Annotated in this window: 20 protein-coding genes, 1 tRNA gene and 1 pseudogene; 13 read left to right on the top strand and 9 right to left on the bottom strand. The window is 61.0% G+C overall.

All coding sequences use genetic code 11. The features are described from left to right. Positions 1 to 51 precede the first annotated feature (51 nt). Positions 52 to 519 (top strand): annotated as a pseudogene (locus FEF26_RS16270) (ComEC/Rec2 family competence protein); the annotation flags it as partial. A 15-nt stretch (positions 520 to 534) separates the two neighbouring features. Beyond that, entirely contained in the window at positions 535 to 1,467 is a 933-nt protein-coding gene (locus tag FEF26_RS09310) for a ComEC/Rec2 family competence protein (protein WP_279536485.1), read from the top strand. Between the two features lie 10 nt (positions 1,468 to 1,477). Here the strand turns inward: FEF26_RS09310 and FEF26_RS09305 are convergent, their stop codons facing one another. After that, positions 1,478 to 2,212 (bottom strand): LysM peptidoglycan-binding domain-containing protein, encoded by a 735-nt coding sequence (locus tag FEF26_RS09305; protein WP_138253258.1) that lies wholly within the window; start codon positions 2,210 to 2,212, stop codon positions 1,478 to 1,480. A 345-nt stretch (positions 2,213 to 2,557) separates the two neighbouring features. On the opposite strand from FEF26_RS09305, the gene FEF26_RS09300 reads away from it, so the two are divergent. Further along, positions 2,558 to 2,935 carry a VOC family protein gene (locus FEF26_RS09300; RefSeq protein WP_138253257.1) on the top strand — a complete coding sequence of 126 codons (378 nt, stop codon included), beginning with the start codon at positions 2,558 to 2,560 and terminating at the stop codon, positions 2,933 to 2,935. Positions 2,936 to 3,013: 78 nt separating this feature from the next. Here the strand turns inward: FEF26_RS09300 and FEF26_RS09295 are convergent, their stop codons facing one another. Then, entirely contained in the window at positions 3,014 to 4,261 is a 1,248-nt protein-coding gene (locus FEF26_RS09295) for an arginine deiminase (RefSeq protein ID WP_138253256.1), read from the bottom strand. A gap of 195 nt (positions 4,262 to 4,456) precedes the next feature. On the opposite strand from FEF26_RS09295, the gene FEF26_RS09290 reads away from it, so the two are divergent. The 3 genes from FEF26_RS09290 to FEF26_RS09280 all read left to right on the top strand — a co-directional run bounded on the left by FEF26_RS09290 (position 4,457) and on the right by FEF26_RS09280 (position 7,653). Beyond that, positions 4,457 to 5,995, top strand: coding sequence for a deoxyguanosinetriphosphate triphosphohydrolase family protein (locus FEF26_RS09290; protein ID WP_138253255.1), 1,539 nt, complete (start codon positions 4,457 to 4,459; stop codon positions 5,993 to 5,995). Positions 5,996 to 6,034: 39 nt separating this feature from the next. Then, complete coding sequence (locus FEF26_RS09285) at positions 6,035 to 6,490, top strand: NUDIX hydrolase (protein WP_138253254.1); 456 nt, start codon at positions 6,035 to 6,037, stop codon at positions 6,488 to 6,490. A gap of 89 nt (positions 6,491 to 6,579) precedes the next feature. Beyond that, positions 6,580 to 7,653, top strand: a complete 1,074-nt coding sequence (locus tag FEF26_RS09280) for an NADH:flavin oxidoreductase/NADH oxidase (RefSeq protein ID WP_138253265.1) — start codon at positions 6,580 to 6,582, stop codon at positions 7,651 to 7,653. 13 nt (positions 7,654 to 7,666) lie between these two features. On the opposite strand, the gene FEF26_RS09275 is transcribed toward FEF26_RS09280, so the two are convergent. Beyond that, positions 7,667 to 8,377 (bottom strand): class I SAM-dependent methyltransferase, encoded by a 711-nt coding sequence (locus FEF26_RS09275; RefSeq protein WP_138253253.1) that lies wholly within the window; start codon positions 8,375 to 8,377, stop codon positions 7,667 to 7,669. Positions 8,378 to 8,511: 134 nt separating this feature from the next. Here FEF26_RS09275 and FEF26_RS09270 point away from each other — a divergent pair, with 134 nt between their 5' ends. The 3 genes from FEF26_RS09270 to FEF26_RS09260 are packed head-to-tail and all read left to right on the top strand — an operon-like array spanning position 8,512 to position 10,399. Then, positions 8,512 to 9,132 carry a malonic semialdehyde reductase gene (locus tag FEF26_RS09270; protein WP_138253252.1) on the top strand — a complete coding sequence of 207 codons (621 nt, stop codon included), beginning with the start codon at positions 8,512 to 8,514 and terminating at the stop codon, positions 9,130 to 9,132. Positions 9,133 to 9,171: 39 nt separating this feature from the next. Continuing rightward, entirely contained in the window at positions 9,172 to 10,104 is a 933-nt protein-coding gene (locus tag FEF26_RS09265) for a cation diffusion facilitator family transporter (RefSeq protein ID WP_138253251.1), read from the top strand. Positions 10,105 to 10,162: 58 nt separating this feature from the next. Then, positions 10,163 to 10,399 carry a hypothetical protein gene (locus FEF26_RS09260; protein ID WP_138253250.1) on the top strand — a complete coding sequence of 79 codons (237 nt, stop codon included), beginning with the start codon at positions 10,163 to 10,165 and terminating at the stop codon, positions 10,397 to 10,399. A gap of 1 nt (position 10,400) precedes the next feature. Here FEF26_RS09260 and FEF26_RS09255 read toward each other — a convergent pair whose 3' ends face one another. The 6 genes from FEF26_RS09255 to orn all read right to left on the bottom strand — a co-directional run bounded on the left by FEF26_RS09255 (position 10,401) and on the right by orn (position 14,708). After that, the gene (locus tag FEF26_RS09255) at positions 10,401 to 11,522 is read right to left on the bottom strand and encodes an alanine/ornithine racemase family PLP-dependent enzyme (protein ID WP_138253249.1); all 1,122 of its coding nucleotides are present in this window, start codon (positions 11,520 to 11,522) and stop codon (positions 10,401 to 10,403) included. Beyond that, on the bottom strand, positions 11,519 to 12,679 hold the full coding sequence (locus FEF26_RS09250) for an N-acetyltransferase DgcN family protein (protein WP_243730498.1): 1,161 nt from the start codon (positions 12,677 to 12,679) through the stop codon (positions 11,519 to 11,521). Before FEF26_RS09250 ends, FEF26_RS09255 begins: the two co-directional genes overlap by 4 nt. A gap of 159 nt (positions 12,680 to 12,838) precedes the next feature. Beyond that, positions 12,839 to 13,279, bottom strand: coding sequence for a hypothetical protein (locus FEF26_RS09245; protein WP_138253247.1), 441 nt, complete (start codon positions 13,277 to 13,279; stop codon positions 12,839 to 12,841). Positions 13,280 to 13,467: 188 nt separating this feature from the next. Beyond that, positions 13,468 to 13,782 carry a hypothetical protein gene (locus FEF26_RS09240; protein WP_138253246.1) on the bottom strand — a complete coding sequence of 105 codons (315 nt, stop codon included), beginning with the start codon at positions 13,780 to 13,782 and terminating at the stop codon, positions 13,468 to 13,470. Positions 13,783 to 14,034: 252 nt separating this feature from the next. Further along, positions 14,035 to 14,107: transfer RNA gene (locus FEF26_RS09235), tRNA-His, on the bottom strand. Positions 14,108 to 14,183: 76 nt separating this feature from the next. Continuing rightward, positions 14,184 to 14,708, bottom strand: coding sequence for an oligoribonuclease (orn, locus tag FEF26_RS09230; protein WP_138253264.1), 525 nt, complete (start codon positions 14,706 to 14,708; stop codon positions 14,184 to 14,186). Between orn and mptB (FEF26_RS09225) the strand changes: the two genes are divergently transcribed. The 4 genes from mptB (FEF26_RS09225) to FEF26_RS09210 are packed head-to-tail and all read left to right on the top strand — an operon-like array spanning position 14,639 to position 20,253. Then, entirely contained in the window at positions 14,639 to 16,333 is a 1,695-nt protein-coding gene (gene mptB / locus FEF26_RS09225; protein ID WP_243730497.1) for a polyprenol phosphomannose-dependent alpha 1,6 mannosyltransferase MptB, read from the top strand. The genes orn and mptB (FEF26_RS09225) overlap by 70 nt on opposite strands. After that, the gene (gene mptB / locus FEF26_RS09220; protein WP_138253244.1) at positions 16,314 to 17,966 is read left to right on the top strand and encodes a polyprenol phosphomannose-dependent alpha 1,6 mannosyltransferase MptB; all 1,653 of its coding nucleotides are present in this window, start codon (positions 16,314 to 16,316) and stop codon (positions 17,964 to 17,966) included. Before mptB (FEF26_RS09225) ends, mptB (FEF26_RS09220) begins: the two co-directional genes overlap by 20 nt. A gap of 3 nt (positions 17,967 to 17,969) precedes the next feature. Then, positions 17,970 to 19,283: a glycosyltransferase family 87 protein gene (locus FEF26_RS09215; protein WP_138253243.1), complete on the top strand. Its 1,314-nt coding sequence runs from the start codon at positions 17,970 to 17,972 to the stop codon at positions 19,281 to 19,283. A gap of 1 nt (position 19,284) precedes the next feature. Then, positions 19,285 to 20,253: an AEC family transporter gene (locus tag FEF26_RS09210; RefSeq protein WP_243730504.1), complete on the top strand. Its 969-nt coding sequence runs from the start codon at positions 19,285 to 19,287 to the stop codon at positions 20,251 to 20,253. The last annotated feature ends 55 nt before the right edge of the window (positions 20,254 to 20,308 follow it).

Genomic DNA, 20,308 nt, shown 5'->3' with positions numbered 1-20,308 from the left:
TGACCGCGCTCACGTTCAGGACCGTCATGGTCACCAGGTGCTACACCACTCTATGGGGCACTACTTCTGGTCTTCGACCCGTGGTTTGCCGTGGAACCCGCCTTCCAGCTTTCAGTGGCGGCCACTGCCGGTATTGTGCTGGTCGGAGCCAGGCTGAAGGATATGTTTTCCGAACGTCTACCGGTCTTCATCGCTGCGCCCTTGGCGCTTGCGGTCTCATCCCAGCTGTTCGTCACCCCCGTGCTGTTGCCCCTTGCCGAAGGCGTGACTCTGTACAGCATCCCGGCGAACATTCTTGCCGGCCCATTGCTGCCTCTGGTGACGGTTCCGGGCACATTGGCTGCGGTGCTGTCCACCACTGCCCCGTGGTTCTCTACTGGGCTTCTGTGGTTGGCTGGACTCCCTGGTTCCGGAATCGCCATGATCGGCTATGCCGCGGCCTCGCTTCCTCAGGCATTGGCCCCATGGCCTGAAGGGTTGACGGGTTGGGTGCTTGCGGCTGTGTACACGGCTGCAGCCATAGCACTGTGCAGGATGGTCATTGACTTCCGCAGTCGCCCACGGACCGGGGAAAAACTGCTGTTGGGGTCGGCGGTCGGGGTTCTGGCCGCGGTGGTTGTTCCATTGGGGGCACTGCCGATTCCGCTCATCGGCCAGTCTCCACCGGAGGGCTGGAGGCTTGCTCTCTGTGATGTGGGGCAGGGCGACATGCTGGTGGTTCGAACAGGTGAGCATGCGGCGATCGTCGTCGATGCAGGTGAGGAACCAGAATTGGCTGAAGCGTGCTTGAGCACGCTTGCGGTGGATCAGGTGGAGATCCTCATGATTACGCACGACCATCTTGACCACTACGGAGGGATTCCCGGCGTGGCAGAGGCGGCCATGATTGAAGAAATTGTCTACTCCGGTGACGCCGGATGGAGCGTCGTCGAGGCGGTGGAAGCACAGGATGGCACTGTCCTGCAGGTCCCGGAGTCTCGGGGACGGGTCGGGCAGAGCCAAGACCAGGAAGGGGCATACCCCGTGACGTGGCAGGTGTGGGCCGCAGCGGACTACCACTCCAACACGAACGATAACTCTTTGGTGGTGCACTTTGGGCTCTGGGACCCCGAAACGGCAGCAGGCGCAGTCGGATCCGCGAACGATCCGCTGCGCCTGCTGACACTCGGTGACCTCGAGGAGGAGATTGCCGGGCTCTTGCTCGGCCGGAATGCTTTACCGAATGTTGTTGATGTCTTGAAGGTCTCCCACCACGGTGCGGCAAACGGTGGGACCGCGGTCTTGAAACACGCCAGTCCCTCAGTCGCCCTCATTGGGGTGGGGGAGGACAATGACTACGGCCACCCATCAGATGCAGTGGTGGACACCCTGAACGATCTAGGGGCCGCCACCTACCGGACCGATGAACATGGAACCGTTGGCTTCATTCTCTCCGAAGAGAAGTTCACACCAGTGCCATTGGAGTAGTAAATCAGTCCTAGCCGCTGACGACGGGGAGCTTCAGCTCATCACCGACGAAGATGAGGTTCGGGTCCTCAACCTGGTCGATGTTGGCGCCCCAGATGTCCGTCCAGTCCAGGTCCAGCGCGTCGGCGATGGAGCTGAGAGTGTCACCGGACTGAATGGTGTAGGTCTCACCTGAGACCTCAACGTTGGTGTTCGGCTGGGCGGAGAATTCTCCGGCCGTCTGCGGAGCCTGCTGCTGAGGTGCCTGTTCGGTCTGCTGAGGTGCTTCAGGCTCGGGCTGAGGAGCAGGTGCCTGCTCGGTCTGCTGTGGGGCCTCCTGCTGCGGTGCCTGCTCCTGGGGAGCTTCCTGAGTCTGCTCAGGGGTTGGTTCAGGGGCAGGTGCAGAGCCTCCTCCGCCGCTGGGGCTTCCGGAGAGTCCGAGCTTCGCCGAGCATGCAGGCCATGCACCCCAGCCCTGAATCTCCCAGAGCTGGTGAGCACGCTGGATCTGCTCCTGCTTCGAGGCATCGCTAGGCAGTCCGCTGCCGCCGACGGCCTGCCATGACTGCTGTGAGAACTGCAGTCCGCCGTAATATCCGTTACCGGTGTTGATGGACCAGTTGCCGCCGGACTCGCACTCAGCCAAACGGTCCCAGTCGCTCTGGGCGTTGGCAACGGGTGCCTGCGCTACGACAGCGCCGCCAGCTAGGGCAGCAGCGGCAACGGAGCCGCCGACGAACTTCTTCCAAGTGGGGGTGGTCTTCATAAGAGTCTTAATTCCTCACAGATGTTGGTGGTCTGTTTTCGTGATGCGGGTGACGCGAGTTGGGAATGTCACGCCAACATCACTTTCAATGTCCGCAATCCAGTAAAGAGTCTCAGAATGGTCACGTCAACCGGGTACAACCAGGGTCTCCCGAGGCAAAAACCCCGGAAAATCAGCTAACCACTGGCGTTATCATCTCGTGATCTTAGTTCCTGTGAGTTTTATGTGAATCACTCTCGACTGTGGGTCCTGTGTCGCGAGGCGATTCGCCTTCAGTCGCCCAGAGCCCCTCAGGGCAGGCCGAGTAACCTCGGTTTTCGGCGGTGAGTCACGTAATGTTGGTGCATGGTGCGAGTGACGGGAATTGGCGGGTTCTTCTTCCGTGCGCGAGATCCCGATCAGTTGAGTGCCTGGTACTCCGAGCACCTCGACGTTCCTCGCCCACCGGCTTCCTACGATGCGCCGGTGTGGGTTCAGGCCGCCGGGCCTACAGTCTTTGCACCATTCGGAGACAATGCTCCGAACGACTATCTCGGCCACTCCGGGTGGGGGATGAACCTGCGTGTGGACGACCTCAACGGCATGGTCGGGCGACTACGTGGTGCCGGTATCGATGTTGAGGTTGATCCGGAGACCTATCCGAACGGAAGGTTCGCCTCCCTTCAGGACCCGGAGGGTAATTTCATCCAACTCTGGGAAGTCTCCCAGCGCACCGCCTCCTGAAGGAGTCCGCTAGGTTGGGCCCCGGCCCACCGTAGTGCCGGGCCCTCAAGGGCATCGTCGGTGATTCGTGCCTAGACCCTAGCTCACAGGATCCCGCAGCGTTGGGCAGCTCATGCATCGCGGTCCGCCCCTGCCTCGCCCGAGCTCTCCACCGGGAACCTCAATAACCTCAACGCCTGACTCCCGCAGGAAGGCGTTCGAGGTGGGCGTCCGGTCGTAGGTGATGACCGCACCCGGTGCCACAGCCAGAGCATTGCAGCCGTCGTCCCACTGCTCGCGCGCCGCGGAGTGGAGATCCTGCTCAGCAGTCAGGATGCGCAACCCATGCAGACCCAGCGCCTCAGCGATGGCCCGGTGTGCATGCCCGGGATCATGGTCAGCAATATTGAGTTCAACCTCCTGCGGAGAACCTCCGGTGCCGCTGCGAGGGGTGATCGTATAGGAGGCCAGATCGCCGAGACCGGCGTACTCGATGAAGGATCGCTCATCGACCATGGTCATCACGGTGTCCAAATGCATGAAGGAACGAGCCTTCGGAAGGTCAAGGGCGACAACGCGATCCGCCGAACCGGAGGCGAAGAGCCGCTTTGCAATCCTCTCCACCCCCTGGGGGGTGGTTCGCTCACTCATGCCTATCAGCACTGCACCATTACCGATGACCAGAACATCTCCACCCTCCACAGTGGCCTGCGCATCAGTGAGCCCATCGGCCCAGCGGTGAAACGGCACTTCCGCGAAGCGTGGATGCCACCGGTAGGTGGCCTCATAGGTCACAGCTTCCCGCATGCGAGCTGGTTTCTGCATCGAATTAACGGCGACGCCGTCATAGACCCAGCAGGAGGCATCTCGAGCGAACAAATGGTTCGGCAGAGGCGCAACCACAAGATCGTCCGCTGCCATGGAATGCAACACTATGGAACGCGGCTCATCAGTGAGCTCCAGCAGCTCTCGCTTCGTGAGCCCGCCGATGACCAACTCAGCCAGGGCGGCGTCGTCGAGCTCACTTGCTACCTGGCGCAGAAGCGGTGCCGCTGCAGGCCCGTGCAGGCGTTCGTCAAAGGTGTGGTCCAGAATGAAATCCTTAGCTTCTGGCACGGCCAGTGTCTCTCGGAGCAGAGCGTCAAGGTGCAGCACTTCAACACCTGCGGATTCCAGGGCGGCGGAGAACTGATCGTGCTCTTCCTGAGCGCGGCGCACCCACAGCAGATCATCAAAGAGCAGGTCTTCTTTAGTTTCCGGCGTCAAGCGCAGGAGTTCGGTCCCTGGCCGGTGCACAATGACCTGCCGCAACTGGCCGACTTCGGAGCCCACAAAAAGATCATTCATGCTGATCATGCTTCCACAATCGGCATAGCATGATGTATCCGACCGCAGACCCAGCCCAGAGTTCGCCTGTGTGAGGCATGTGGTGAACGCCCTTGATCACCGGGAGGTGCGGGGGATCGTCTCACCATAGACTCGGACTGCATCTAGGTGTGTCGGACGGGTCGTGAAATCGGACTAGACGGGAGAGAATGACGGATGACTGATCAACCTGACCCTCGGCTCGCCCGTGACGCACCGGAAACCTTGGATGCGTATCAGCGTCTGGAGCGATGGCCGGAGTTTCGCGCGGATCTGGAACGCATCCGGTTCTCTCCGTACTTTTCCCGCCTGTCTGCGGTCACGCAGGTCATTTCCCAGACTGGAGCGGGGATGGCCATCCACAACCGGCTCACCCACTCGCTCAAAGTCGCCGCTGTTGCCCGGGCCATCGCGGTGTCAATCTCTGCAGGTTCGGGACCGATCAGTCAGACGCTGCACAAGCTCGGCGGTTGCCACCCAGTAGTTGTGCAGGCCGCGGCGTGTGCTCACGATCTCGGGCATCCGCCTTTCGGGCACCTGGGGGAGCAGGCTCTGGACCGGCTGGCCAGGGACCACTTCGGGCTGTCGGAGGGTTTCGAGGGCAATGCGCAGAGTTTCCGGATCCTGACCCGCCTGGACCAGTACAACGGCGCCGATGCCGGCTTGAATCTGACCGCCGCAGTGCGCTCCGCTGTGCTGAAGTACCCGTGGATACGTGCCGCGGGCGCGGGTCAACAATCAGGCCCTGGTCTGGAGCGCGGATTAGCACCTGACCTGGACGGCGGGGGCGCCAAGAAGTTTGCCGTCTACACGTTGGATCTGCACACTATGCGCACCGCCCGGCAGGCGTACCCTGAGATCCGAGAACGGCAGCAGACGGTCGAATGCTCAGTGATGGACATCGCCGACGACATTGCTTACTCACTGCACGATCTGGACGATTTCTACCGGGCTGGTCTGCTCAACCAGGCCGCGATCTCCGCGGAATTCAATGCCTGGCGGGCGGACCGCGCCCAACTCCACAAGTTCACCTCCGCTGAGCTGAACCGTTCCCTCCGTCTGCCCGGGCGTTCACTCGAGATGCTGTGGCGGAGGCTTCAGGCCAAGGACCAGTGGATCGCAGATCAGGAGGCGTTCGCCGCAGCAGTAGACCTGGTCAGCGAGGACGTAGTCGACGGCCTCTTAGTTGCCCCTTTTGACGGTTCACGCGAAGCCGAGCGGTCCTTGTCGACCTTCACCTCCACCTGGATCAGCCACCTGCAGAACTCTGTGGAGGTCCACGCGGACCCGAATGTGCGGTCCGGGCATGTAAACCTCAACCGCGCAGCCTGGCATGAGGTGGCGGTGCTGAAGTTCCTCCATGAACGGTTCATTCTGGACCGACCGGATCTGACTGTCTATCAGCGCGGACAGGCCCGGCTGCTGAAGCGACTGGTGCTCGGATTCGACGCGTGGCTCGCCGACGCCCACGATGCCCGCCGCGCGCCCCGCCGCCTGGTGGATTTGGTGGAGCTGGCCACTGAGGATATTTTCCGGCTGCGCCGGGAAGAACCTCAACTACTGGATGCTCAGGATGAACCGAGCCTGCGTCGGCACGCTCAGGGCCGGGGGATCATCGACTACGTCGCCTCGTTGACTGATGCCCAAGCCACATCATTGGACGCCCTGCTGAGCGGCACCTCTGAACGGCTCTGGGACGCCGGTCAGGGCCTGTGACAGTCACGTTCTGGCCAACAGTTCTATAGGCTGGCTCAAGTGACTGATCAGAACGCTATCCGAGTGGCCGCAGTGGTCGTCCTCGATCGCTTCCACCGAGTATTGACTGTGCGCAAAGAAGGCACCGACAGGTTCATGCAGCCCGGCGGTAAGCCCGAGTTGCATGAGAGCCCCCAACAGACAGCTGTGCGTGAAGTCTCGGAGGAGATCGGGCTGCATTTGGAACCGGCACAGCTTGTCGATATGGGGACATTCCGGGCCCAGGCTGCCAATGAGAAGAACACTGCCGTGATCTGCCATAACTTCCTTGTGGAGTTCGACGACGCCGCGCTTGACCTGTTGGATTCGCTGCAGCCGGCAGCGGAGATCGCTGAGCTGCGCTGGTTCGCCCTTGACTCCCTCACGCCGGCGGAGTATCTGGCGCCCCTTCTGACGGAACAGGTGGCTCCTGCAGTGCGTGAACTCTTGGCGATGCCTGATTCTGCTACACGCTGAGTGTGTGCCAGTCCAGGAATGGACTCTCCCCGGTAGCAATTGGACATGGTGGACCCCCGATGTGGAAGGAGCACCTGTCAATGAACCGTGTGCAGCCAAAGCTTTTTGAACCCATGACACTGCGTGGCTTGACCGTGCGGAACCGAATCTGGATTCCGCCGATGTGCCAGTACTCGGCGTTCGCGCAGGACGGTGTCGCGACTGATTGGCATATGGCGCACTTGGGCTCGTTCGCTCGTGGAGGGGCAGGCGTGGTCATCACTGAGGCCACCAGTGTCACCCCAGAAGGGCGCATCTCACCAGAAGACCTCGGACTATGGAATGACGAGCAGGAACAAGCACTGAAGCGCATCGTGAGTTTCATGCACTCTCAGGGTGCTGCTGCGGGCATCCAACTGGCCCATGCGGGCCGGAAGGCATCCACGTTCGGGCCGTTCACCGAGCAGAACGGCTCCGTACCCCAGCAGCAGGGCGGATGGACCTCTGTGGGGGCCACAGCAGAGCCCTACCCAGGACTGGAGCCCGCGCAGGCCCTCGACGTTGAGGGCATCAGCGCCATTGTCGGGGCATTCGCCGATTCAGCGGAGCGGTCACTGCGAGCCGGTTTCGACCTGGTCGAGGTTCATGCCGCTCACGGGTACCTGCTGCACGAGTTTCTTTCTCCACTGAGCAACACTCGCGAGGACACGTACGGCGGCTCGCTGGCCAACCGCGCTCGTTTCGTGCTCGAGGTTGTCGATGCCGTGCGGGACCGGGTGGGCCAAGATATGCCGGTCGTGGTCAGAGTCTCCGCCACTGATTGGGTTGAGGAAGGACTCACCGTGGATGACACCATCCAGGTGGTGCATTGGTTGAAAGACCGCGGCGTGGACATGATCGATGTTTCCAGCGGCGGGGCTGCCCCCGTGCGCTTCGCCATCGGACCTGGCTATCAGGTTCCCTTGGCAGCAGCTATCGGCGAGCAGACCGGCATTCCCGTCGCCGCCGTGGGGCTTATCACTGAGCCGGTACAGGCTGAACATATTCTGTTCACTGGCCAGGCTGATGTGGTGCTGATCGGCCGTGAGGCGCTTCGTGACCCGCACTTTCCGTTGAGGGCTGCGCAGTACTTCGGCCAGCCCTTGGACTACGTACCGACCCAATACGGGGCCAGCTACCGCTGACCGAGAAGGCCTCCTAAACCTGCTGGGGATTGGTCCACGTGTGGAGGAGGTATCCGTAACTCAGCCCCAGGGAATGCGGATGGGCGCTGAGCCATGCCTCGGCGTCGCGTCCAAATTCGAGGCCCAGCACCGCCTCCAAGTCTTCGCGTGAAGAGAATCTCCAACTGCTCATCACTGCCGTGGTGGAGGCGCCCTGGCTGGACCACCATCGTGTCGAATAGTCGTCGTGACCCTGAGCTTGGGCTGATGCGCTGGCCTGCAGGAGCTCCGCGAACTCTCCATTAAGCCCGTCGTTGTCGATGACAACAAGCTTCCCGCCAGGGGAGAGCACCCGCTGAACCTCTCTGAGACCGGGCGTCGGATCGAATGACCGGCTCGGGAAGAAGTAGGCGAACCGGGCATGAACAACATCTACAGTGTTATCGCCCAGTGGCAAGTGCTCAGCGGAACCATGCAGCACCTCAGCCTCACCGGGGCGCCGGCGCGCCATCGGGAGTAGAGACTCATCAGGCTCCACTCCAATCACTCTGCGCGCAGACCGGTACTTCGGCAACCAGTAACCTGACCCACATCCCAGGTCCAGGAGAGTCTTTCCCTTCCAGGGTGCTGTGTTCTGGAGCTGATGCCATAGGGTGCCTTCCGGGTCCAACGCCCGGTTCTCCACTTCGTAGAGCTCGGGGTCGGCACCCTGGTTGGCTGCTGGAACGAAGTCGCTGAGAGTCATAGGTGAAGTGTGGCATGGAGCGTAGGCCACGCGGCGTCGTGCTCTGTGATCCTGCTGACAGTGCGGAAGAAGGCTGTGCACGGCCTTGTTCTGAGGGAAGGATTGAGTTTTAGCGACAACCTTGAGGAGATAGCGTGCCGGCACAGACTGCAGTGAAGGTTTTGGACCGCGAGACAAGAGGTGCGCTGTTCGCCCAGCGGCATACCACCAACACTTTCACTGATGCTTTCGTAGATGTCAGTATCATCAAGGCGGCTTATGACGACGCCCGCTTCGCCCCGGTCTCCATGAACTCCCAACCGCTGCGACTTACCTTGGTTGAGCCAGGTGCCTCCCGCGACAAGCTGGTGGAGCACATGATGCGCGGCAACAAGGACACCACTGCTGCTGCTCCGATGAGCCTGGTCATCGCCTATGATCTGAACTGGCACCACCACATGGGCGAGCTCTTCCCTGCAGTCCCTGGCTTACAAGACACCTTCGAAGACAAAGTTGAGAACAGGCATTCCATGGGTCGGGACAATACCTTCATCCAGCTGGGCTATTTCCTTTTGGCACTACGAGCCCATGGTCTTGAAGTGGGACCGATGACTGGCATTGACGCTGCGGGTATTGACCGGGCCTTCCACACCAGCACTGGCTGGAACACCATTGCCGTTGTCAATGTGGGCCACGAACCCAACCCGGATGACGAGCGGGCTCAGTCGCCCCGAGGGCACCGGTTAGACTTCGACCAGATCAGTCAGGGAGTCTGAACTCTGCTGGTCTGAGGATCTGAAAGGAAGTAGTTTTTCGTGCGCACAGAACAGCAGGTGCTGAAGCTTTCCCTCATCGGAGTGCTTCTGGTCTCTGCTCTTGGTATTAGTTTCGGCCTATTTTCGGGATCCTTCGCGATCCTTTTTGACGGGGTCTTCTCCCTGGTCGATGCAGTGATGTCAATCATTTCCATCACCTTGGCAGGATTGATCGCCAAGTCCGCCGCCAATTCTTTGCCGAGGCGAACTCAGGATCGTTTCAACATGGGGTTCTGGCACTTCGAGCCGATCGTCTTGGCGGTCAATGCCCTGCTCATGATGTCGGTGGCTACATACGCACTGTTTCAAGCGGTGTCAGCGCTGCTGACCGGCGGCAGGGAGGTTGAGTTTGGAGCCGCAGTCATTTACGCCTCATTCGTGGTGGTTCTGACAGGCGTGATCGGCTTTGTTGAGAGTAGAGCCAATAGGAAGATTCAGTCCCCTTTGGTGTCCATCGACGTCAAAGGCTGGATCATGGCTGGGGGAGTCACTTCAGCACTCTTGATCGCGTTCATCATTGGCGCGCTGATTGACGGCACGGATGCGGCCTGGCTGATGCCCTATGTTGATCCGGCGGTCTTGGCGCTGGTGGCCCTGGTACTCATCCCGGTGCCGTTCTCCACGCTGCGTAAGTCTGTGGCAGAGATTTCCCTTGTCACGCCACCGCAGCTGAAGGCCCAAGCCGATGATGTGGCTGCAAGCATCGTGGAGTCTGAAGGGTTCACCGACTCCCGGGTGTATGTATCTCAGCAAGGGCGTGCCCGGACAGTCGATATTGTCTTCTACGTCCCGTCAGGGCATCCTCCTAAGGCGTTAGAAGAATGGGATGCGATACGCGACGTCGCCCTAAACCAGTTGGACGGAGAGAATCCGCACAGCTGGATGACCATTTCCTTCACCACGAAGGAACCACCAGCATTGCCGCAGCAGTAGCGGTTCTCGGCTGGCTTGGTGCAGCAAGAGGCCTCGGCCACTAGTATTCTCAAGACTCATGATGCCTCATGTTTTCGCCGTCAACCCGCTTGTGCCCACAGGGACGGATGTTCTGCTGATTTTGGGCGCACTGGTGCATATTGTGTTGGCGCTGTGGGCTGTATTAGGCGTCCTGCGCGCACAACAGCTGACCTTCGGCACCCAGCTTGCCTACATAGTGCTTACATTAGTAGTTCCGCTCGTCGGCCCGCTGCTGGCTCTAGCTGTATCCCGGAGGACGCCGCAGTCTGCTTAGCTCAGGCGGCACGCTTGGTGAACTCCGGGTTGCTGGACGTCGAAGAGATGTCATGCGGAGTTGTGCCGTGTTCGCAATTGCGGACGAATGGGGACGTCATGGCACGCAGGAGGGCGCTGTAGTTCATGCGGAATGTGACGTCATCCCCCACGCCCACGTCATGGTCGCCGACGTCAATCACCAGGTGGTCACTGCTGGCCGATAGCACCCTCATCCCGTTGGGAGGTTGGAGACCGTCTGGATCGACGTCCTGCCGACCAAGAGCAATAATTGCCTGCCGTACCGAGCCTGTACCAGAGGTGGTGGGCTGATCTCCGAACGCGCTCTGTGCTCTCTTGCCCCAGGGTTGTGCTGGCTTGGTTTTCAGCTCGATTACCTCGGCTACCAATGTGAAGGCGTCGTAGCGGAGTCCCCGAATAGGGCGGCGATGCAAAGGTTCTGTTCCCAGGAGGATCGATTCACCGAGGCGCAAGTCGTTGATGCGGCCGGTGTTCGTCGTGCTCAGCGCCCAGTCGAGGTTGGCAGAGTTGCCGCCGCTGACGACTCTCAAATCGTACCCAACCCTCGCTTCGACTCGCTCGACAAGGCTGGACAATTCATCCATCTTGGCTTGGTCAGGTATGACACCGCTTCTGCAGGCAAGGTTGGTTCCGAGGCCCACCAGGTGCAGACCAGGACGTGTGGTGACAGTGCTCGCCATCTCCACCACATCCTGGCTGGCGACTCCCTCTCGGAGATCGCCCAACTCAACCATAAGCACGACGGCGTGGCTGGTGTCCCCACGCACGGCGGCGGATGACAGAGCGTCGAGAACAGTAGGTTCAGTGTTGAGGCTGCAGTCAGCTTCGCGAACCACCGAGTCCACCTGACTCCGCATGGGGGAACGGACCAGTGTCAGCGGTGTTCTAGGTGCAGTGAGGCGAATTCGTTCTAGGTTCTCCAGGCGAGAGTCGCCCAATCCTCTGACTCCGCCACGAATCATGGCTAAGGCCACGTGTGGTGATCCGAGCGTGGCCTTAGCCACTCCGGTGACTCCGATTCCGCGCTGCGCAAGCTGGTTCACCAACCAGCGGGTGTTGTGCGTGATCGCGTCGAGGTCGGTCTCCAGCCGCGGGGCGGTCACCGAAACTTCGATGCGGTGGCTGCCTCAAGTTCGGGGAAGGCGAGCAGCACCATTTTGGCCAGTTGGTCAAGCGGGCGAGTCAGCGGGTCGGTGGCGGGGATACCGAACTCAAGTTCCAAGGCGTTGATCGCTTCACCGATCTCATCGTCGGTCATGTGCTCGTGATTAACGGTGATCCCGATGACTTTGGTATCAGCGAAAGCCTCAATGAGCTGTACTTCGTGCGCGGCTGTGGGCATGGCCAGCATGGGGAAGTCGCCCAGTACCTGCCTTTTTGGGGCGTGCTGAACGATCACCCCGGCGGGTCGACTGCCGCGCAAGATGTGGGCGGAGGTGAGGTAGGCGGGGTGGCTCAGCGCACCCTGACCTTCGACGATGATGACATCCGGATTCTCTCCTTCGAATGCGGAGACTACCTGGTGCTCCACCTCTCCTGAGCAGAACTGGGGTACCAGCGCATCGAGAGCGACACCGTACTTGCCACCCTGGATGAGAGTTGTCTGACCTGTGCCTACCATGACGGCGTTGATGCCGTAAGCGTTCAATGCTTGCACCAGCAGGGTCGCGGTGGTGCGCTTGCCAATGGAGCCGTCGGTGCCGAGCACTGCGATGCGCGGACACGTGACGTCGAAAATCCTGCCGGAGAAGAGGTGCAGGTCCTTCTTGGCTTTTGGACGGCGAATATCTGTGATCGTCACGTCAGCCAAAAGTGAGGCAGCAGCGAACTCGGCATCATCGTTGAGGAACTCATGCAGGCCGTTGATGATGTGCATGCCGCGGGCGATTCCGTCCAACAGGACAACGCGCTGGGTCGCCGATAACAGACCGTCGGCCGGTGCTACACCACAGATGAGATAGTCGGGCACGTGGCCAGCGTGTGCAATCGCCCGCGGCAGATCGGTGAGGACTGGGATGTTGTTCGGTGTACCGTCGAGGAAAGCCCCAGCGTCAGCTCCAGCCTGGCGGCTGTCGATGACGCTGACGATGTCGTACTTCTCCGAGTGACGGACAAGACCATTGGCTGTTTTCCCGTCCTGTTCACCGAACTGTCCTTCACAGTAGACAATGGCGGTGCTTCCGGAGGGGAGTTGAGTTGCTTTCCTGGGGGCAAACTGGCGGGGAGAGTCGGATGCAGAGTGCGGGGTCGGGTGGGACAAAGGTCTCCTTGGGGTCATCCAGAGGAGGCGTCAGAACCAAAGGTGGGCGTGGCCCGGTCGGTCGACAAGAAGTCTTCCCTGATTAACGGCACGTTGCCGTTAACCTCAGGCTAACAGCAGCCTGCTAATGTGCCCTCCGCCAGCGACTTCGGCTGTGAGTTACTCGGAGCTTTCGAAGGCGTCTGGGGTCACCGCAGAGTAGTCATAGCTGGCGATCGTTTCGCCGGTGTTTGTGACGTAGGCGAGTTTTACTCCCGTCATCGGTGAGTCTGAATCATCGCCCAGGTAGGTGGCGCCCAGGTCCATCATCATGTATCCCATTCCCTCAGCAGCTGGGTCGTTATACGGGTTCTCATCGGCGATCTCGTCGTCGGCGTCGGGTGTCACGCCAGGGATGGTGGCTTCCCACTCACCGTCCGGATCGACACTGGCCACCCCCTCGTCGAGACGCTCAACGTCTTCTTCCGCTGCGCTGAAGACGCCAGTTGCCAGGAGTACGCCGACGATCGTGATGATGGTGCCGATCGCGCCGGTGACCACACCAGCGATGCCTTCTCCTTCGCCGCGGTGTTCGACGATCGCGACGATTCCAAGAATCACTGCCAGCGGCCGAGCAGGAAGGTGATGAGTCCGATGAAGGGAATGAACGCTAGGACGATCGAGGCTCAGTCATGGGTGTTCCTCTTCAAGGGAGTGGCTGTGCGTCGAGTGTGTTCCCTCACGCAATGGCGAGAAACCGATAAGACTTTACTTCAAAGACGGCTCTGAAGCACCCCGCGCCGCGAGCATCACAATTCGTCGGTCGTAATCCTGATGTAGCCTCCCTGGTCAATGTAGGTTTCAGCCTCCATTGCCTCATGGGCGAGGGCATCGGTTGTCACGGAGGAAGCGCCCTCGGGCCCGAACTCCATGGTGTATTGCTCGGCTGTGGTTATCTCAACATGTTCTGATCGTTGACCGTCCGGGGTCTCCATCAAGAGGGGAGTGGCGAGCCCCTTTTCCAATCGAATCTTGATCATGGTGTCAATGAGTTCGCCTTGGGCGGTTGGCACCTCTGCGGTGGACCTTTTGGCCTCGGTGGTGATGGTGAGTTTCGCCGACATCTTTTCCCTTATCCAGTGATGTTCGTGTGACCCATCCAACAGTATCCTGTTATGCCTCCAGGTCAGCGAGAGTTCGGCGCTCTGTGAGCAGGTCCGATGCGCGGAGGCGCACCCGCCCTGTGGCCTGGCGAAGTGTGATGGCCGGATAAGGGCGATCGCCTCCAGGTGTCCCCGAGGGCACCCGCTTCATGACAAAAGAAAAATCCCCGGAACTCCGACTGTTCTCAGTTCGGAATTCCGGGGATTCACCGGGGTGAGTGACGGGGCTTGAACCCGCGACCCTCGCGACCACAACGCGATGCTCTACCAGCTGAGCTACACCCACCATGGACTTTTTCAGGATTTACAACCCCGGAAAAGCAACCAATACAGCATACACCGGAAACGGCTCGTGAGCGAGCTCAGCGGAGCATGTGCTCCCGGTAGTGCCGCAACTCGGCGATCGAATCGAGTATGTCACCCATCGCTCGGTGGTTACCGGTCTTTTTGGGCGCATCTGCCTTCACCTGCGGGTACCAGCGCCAAGCCAGCTCTTTCAACGTGGACACATCCACAATTCGGTAGTGCAGGTGTTGCGTCAAAGTGGGCATGCCCACCCGGAGGAAGGCCTTGTCTGCGTGCACAGAATTTCCCGCCAGCGGAGCCACACCAGCCTCAGGAACCCACTGTTGGATGTACTCCAAGACCTTCTTCTCCGCAGTCTCCACTGCGATGCCGTCTTCGAGTTCGGCGAGCAGGCCGGAGGCAGTGTGCATGTCTCGCACAATCTTTTCCATTCCTGCCAGGGCCTCGAGATCTGGCCGAATCACCACTTCTACACCATCGCCGAGCACGTTGAGGTCGGAGTCAGTGACCAGTGCGGCTACTTCAATCAGTACGTCGTTCTCCGGGCTCAGTCCGGTCATTTCGCAGTCGATCCAGACCATACGGCCGGACCAGTCGCCTCCGCCGGAGGGAGTCACATGGGCAGTCGATTCATTCACGGAAAGACACTCTACCCACCCTGGCTCCGCATGGAGCGCCAAGTAGACTCTCTGCGGTGACGAAACGGGCGCGCGCAGTGACGAGTTACGGGCTAGTTGGCTCCGTGCTCATACTCCTCGGTTCGTTCGGGGTGGGCTGGCTCGTGACCGATTCCCCAGTCAGCCGTTGGGGACCTGCCATTTGGCTCAGAAGTGAACACCTCGGCGTCGCCTTTTCTGTTATTGCGCTCACTGCCGGGTGTTGGATCTTGTGTCACGCCTGGCTCCGGCTCCGCCACCTCATGCCCAGCACTCATGACGACGACCCACACACCACTCTGCGCACGGTGACCAGTGCCGCGGTGATCTGGTCAGCGCCGCAACTGCTGGCTGTGCCGATTTTCTCCCGGGACCTCTTCGCCTACCTGAATCAGGGCAGACTCGTTCTCGCAGGGGAGGACCCCTACACCACGGGGGTGTCAGCATTGGACAATTGGTTCCAGCTGGGCACCGATATTGGCTGGGCCGAAGACGCGACCCCCTACGGCCCCCTGTTCCTCTGGCTCGCCGCAGGAGTGATGCGCATATCGGGAGACTCCGCCGAACTCGCCGTCCTTCTTTTCCGCATTCTCTGCGTTCTCGGCGTCGTGCTCATCCTGATTTTCGTTCCCAAACTCGCGAGGCTGTTGGGCACCGATCCGGCCCGCGCTCAATGGGTCACTGGCGCCAACCCGCTGCTGATCATTAGCTTCATCACCAGTGCCCATAACGACGCACTCATGGTCGGCCTGGCACTTGCCGGCACGTGGTGCGCACTCCGAGCCGGGGCTGCCCGCGGTGGTGCCCACTGGCTGTGGGGCGTGGCTGCGGTGATGCTGCTGGTAGCCTCGATCGGCACCAAGCTCATCACCCTGGTGATGCTTCCCTTCATAGGTCTGCTCTGGGCCGGGTCCCATGCCAGTTGGCCGCGACGGTTCGCCTACTGGTTCCTCACTGCGGGGTTGGCCGGTGGAACCCTGATTGGTCTCGGCATGATCGGCGGTTACGGCCTCGGCTGGGTGACCGTTCTAGCCGGGGCGGGGTCGGGGGCTACGTTCTGGGCGCCATTGGCGATACTCGCCGCCCCCTTCGCCGCGCTGTTGCTGCTGTTTGACCAATCACCAGACATTGTGTTCGACACCATGAGCCTCATCGGGCGGCTCGCGGCGATCATTGTGGTGCTCTACCTGATGATCCGAGGCAGCGAACACCGCATCTTCCAACGCATGATGTGGGCCTTCGCCGCCGTCGTCGTACTCTCTCCACTCATCCAGCCCTGGTACCTGCTCTGGATCCTTCCCCTGTTCGCCGCGGCCGGTTCTCTCACCGAGACAAGCAGACGTTGGCCACTTGGGCTCACCATCGCAGCCACGGCATTTTTACTAGCCTTTGGTGCAGCCGACCAGCTCTCCATTCATCAGTTCCTAGAGGCAGATCTTGCGATGATGCTGTTGTCGATCGCTGTCTCAGTGGTGGGCGCCACACTGATCTGGTTCTCAGATGCGCGTGTGCGCTCGATAGTGTTGAGTCGTGATCCCACTGCCCCTTAACCGCTTTTCGCGTGCTGCTGACACTGCGCGCGAGGCCCTGGGCAGTTTCCGCGGAACATCCTGGTTGATCGGCGGGCCAGAGGGGGAGATTTCACACACCCTGCGGCAGGGCTTGCTAGCAGCGCTGATGATTATGGTCGGCTCCTGGGGCGTCGGATGGCTCCTCATGGTGCCGGGCTCCTGGATGCCACTGCACAACTCACTGCTGCCGCTGCGGACCACAACAGCTGGCGTCATCACCTGCGCGGTCCTGTTGGTCGTGGGGGCGTTGCTGCTGCTGCGCTCCTGGTTGCGCCTGTCTCAGCGGATCACCACCTGGGATGATGTTGCTGCCCTCGCGACAATGCGCAAGGCCGTCATGGTCTGGGGCGCACCGATGATTGCGTGCTTCCCAATCTTTTCCCGGGATGTCTTCTCCTACCTCGCCCAGGGCGGGCTGCTCTCCGCAGGTCTGAACCCCTATGAGGCGGGCGTCTCCGAGCTTCCCGGATGGTTCGGAGTGGGAGCCGACGAACTCTGGGCCGAATCCCCTTCTCCCTATGGTCCGCTCTTCCTTCTTCTGGCGCAGGGCATATGGTTGATCACCGGAGGGGTTCCAGAGTTCTCTGTGCTGCTGTTCCGGCTGCTGGCCATCTTTGGGGTTGTGCTGATGCTGTTGGTCATCCCCAAGCTTGCCCAGACATTCGGATCCCAGCCTGCCTGGGCCCTGTGGCTGTGCCTGCTCAACCCGCTGAGCCTGATGGTGTTCATTCCGGCGGCCCATAATGACGCCCTCATGATCGGTCTGATGCTCACCGGCATCTGGTATGCGCTCCGAGGCAAGCGGCTGGCTGCGGCCCTGCTGCTGATCGCAGCCGTGGCGGTGAAACCCATTGCCATGGTGGTGTTGCCGTTCGCGGTGCTGCTGACACTGAAGAGGACCGGCAACTATGCTCACCGGTTCCGTGAGTGGGCATTCGTGGGAACGCTGGCCGCCCTGCTGCTCTTCGGCGGAGGGTGGCTGATCGGGATCGGCATCGGTTGGTTCACGGCTGCGCTCGGCGCCGGTGCGGCCGTGCTGCAGGGCGCCCCGGTCGGGCTTCTGGGTCTCGGGGTGGGCTGGTCTGTGGAGCTGCTCGGAGGACCCGCCCATGACGACGTCGCCAGTTGGGTCTATGCCGCAGCGCGCTTGGCTTCCGCGGGTGTTCTGGCGGTGCTTCTGCTGCAACCGCGGCTGGGCAACCCTGTACTTTGGGCGGCCTATGGCCTCACTGCCGTGGTGCTGGCCTCCTCGGTCATCCAGCCCTGGTACGTGCTGTGGCTGCTGCCGCTGTTCGCCGTGGTCCATGTCTACCGCGGCAGGGTTCTGATGGTGGTCACCCTGCTCATTACCGTCATGACGCTCTTGTCCATGGTCGGGCAGCTGTCGGTTGTTCAGTGGGTCGATTCCCTGCTGGTGCAGGGGATTGCTCTGGCTGTCGCTGCCGGGTATCTGCTCTACATCATCTTCATTGACCCCAACACCACAAGCCTGTTCCGGCTCAATCAGCCCTCCGCTCGGTGGAATGCCGCCGAAGGTTGGCAGAGCCTGCGCGGTCTGACCACCCCGGAGGCGTCTTGGTCCGCCGCCGATGTCTACAGAAGGACCCGCTGAACGATGGCTGTTTCACGACTATCCACTCGGGCTGTGACGGTTCTGCTGGCGGCAACCGTCGTCGGCGCACTGTTGTCAGTGCTCGCCGTGCAGTGGTGCCGCGTCAATGGGTGGACGAACCCTGAGCAGCACCTGGCTCTGTGCTATTCGGACTTCCCGCTGCTCTTCGTCGAACGGGGCCTGGCCGGCGGCGCGTTTCCCTTCATCGACGATGTACCCGCCGAAGCTGTCATGGAATACCCAGTGCTCATCGGGGTCGTCGCTGGGGTGATCGCGACCCTGCTTCCCGGTGATGGTGTGACACCGGAACGGATCCTGGCCTTCCACGACGTCAACCACCTGGCGGTGATTGTCTGCTGGGTCGGACTGGTCCTGGTCACCGCCCTGTCCCTGAGTCCGGAACGACGCCGCCACGCACTACTGGTCGCGTTGGCACCGGGAATCATCCTCACAGTGTCCATTAACTGGGACATGTGGGCTGTGTTCCTCGGAGCGGCGGCACTGCTGGCCTGGGGCCGCAACCGGCCCGGCGCGGCGGGGGTGCTGATCGGTTTGGGGGCAGCCATGAAGCTCTACCCCTTACTGTTCCTCGGCGCGATCATTGTGCTCTGCTTGCGGACTGCTCGGTGGCGAACCCTGACGGTCACGGTCCTTGCAGCGGGTGTGACGTGGCTTGCGGTGAACCTGCCGTTTATGCTCACCCAGCCTGAACAGTGGGCCATGTTCTACCGCTTCTCCTCCGAACGGGAACCAGGCTTCTCCTCCATGTGGCTCGCCCTTGCTCCGACCGGTTGGTCAGGGGAGACGTTCTCGCTGATCTCCAACGGCTTGTTCCTGCTCTGTTGCCTCGGCATCGCCTGGCTCGGGCTGGCTTCGCGGCAGCGCCCCACGGTGGCTCAGCTGTGTCTGTTGATCGTGGGGTGTTTCGTCCTCCTGGGAAAGGTCTACTCACCGCAGTTTGTCATCTGGCTGATTCCCCTAGTGGTTCTCGCACTGCCAAGGCCCAGGGTTTTCCTCATATGGCAGGCTGCTGAGGTCTTCCACTGGGTGAGCGTGTGGCTGATCAGTGCCAAAATCACCTCTGACGGGTCATTCGGGGAGGGCCACTACTTCTTTGAAGGGTTCTACGCCCTTGGAATCGTCGCCCATATGGGAACTCTCATCTGGGTTCTCGCCCTGGTGATCCGAGACATCCTGACTCGACCGACACCTGACCCGCTTGCCGGTCCGGTAGGGGAGCACGACGACGTCTTCAGGCTGCCGGGCCTGGCCAATATCCGTCAGCAGGTGCAGCACCGGGAGGCTGCCGGTGATTGAGATGCTCGGGGTGATCGCCCCGTTGTTCGTTCTGATCCTTTTGGGGTTTGCCGCCGGGTTCGCCACACGATTTCGGGAAGCCATTCCCTACCTGAACGCGTTCGTGTTCTACTTCGCCCTGCCCTGTTTCATCTACACCTCCATCACCGCGGCACCATCAGTGGGGAGTTTCCCGCTGGCCGTGCCACTGATCGTGCTGACGGTGACCCCGGCGCTGGCCGTGGGGCTGTACTACCTGTGCCGCGGACTCGGCGGGTTGTCGAAGGACTTGGCCGCACCAGTCTCTCTGGCGGGTAGCTTCGGCAACGTCGGATATTTCGGTATCCCGATCTCCATCGGACTTCTCGGTCCGGAGGCCGGATTGACTGCCGGGATTGTGCACATGGTGCACAACATCTTCTTCATGAACGGCTACCCGTTGGTCCGCACAGCGGTGCTGACTCGAGCCCGTGAGGGCTCCGCAGGATCCTTCGGTGAACTGTGGCGCGGACAACTTTGGCCCATTCTGCGCAGAGGGCTGTTGCTGAATCCGGTCTTCTGGTTCATGGTGCTCTCGCTTGTGGTCGTCCTCACCCCATTTGGCATGCCCGATCTGTTCAATGAGCCCGTCGCGATGCTCGGGAACACAGCGGTTCCGCTGGCCCTGTTCTGTGTGGGGCTGGCCCTTCATCCAGCTTTGCAGGGGGTCCGCAGCGGGGCAGTACCGCTGCTTGCAGTGGGTATCGGCACAGGAGTAAAACTCTTGCTTCTGCCGGCGGTGACTTGGCTGGCCGTGTTGCCGTTCTATGATGCGCTGGGGCCGGTCTGGGCCGGGACATTGATCATCCTCGCGGCCACTCCGTCTTCGACCACCGCCTTCATCTTCTCCGAACAATACGACGGCGACGGGCGGATGGCTGCGGCGGTGCTGGTGGGGACCACAGGCGTCTCGTTGATGACGCTGCCCCTAGTGGCGGCGCTGCTGCTTTAGGGTTACCTGCGTTACGTAACACAATTAGGGAATGTATTTGTGACGTATAGTGGTG

Origin of the sequence: Nesterenkonia salmonea, assembly GCF_005771525.1 — a bacterium.
Classification (GTDB): Bacteria; Actinomycetota; Actinomycetes; order Actinomycetales; family Micrococcaceae; genus Nesterenkonia; species Nesterenkonia salmonea.
Note: the sequence above shows the minus strand (reverse complement) of the source record. Positions and strands in the feature narration are given on the sequence as shown.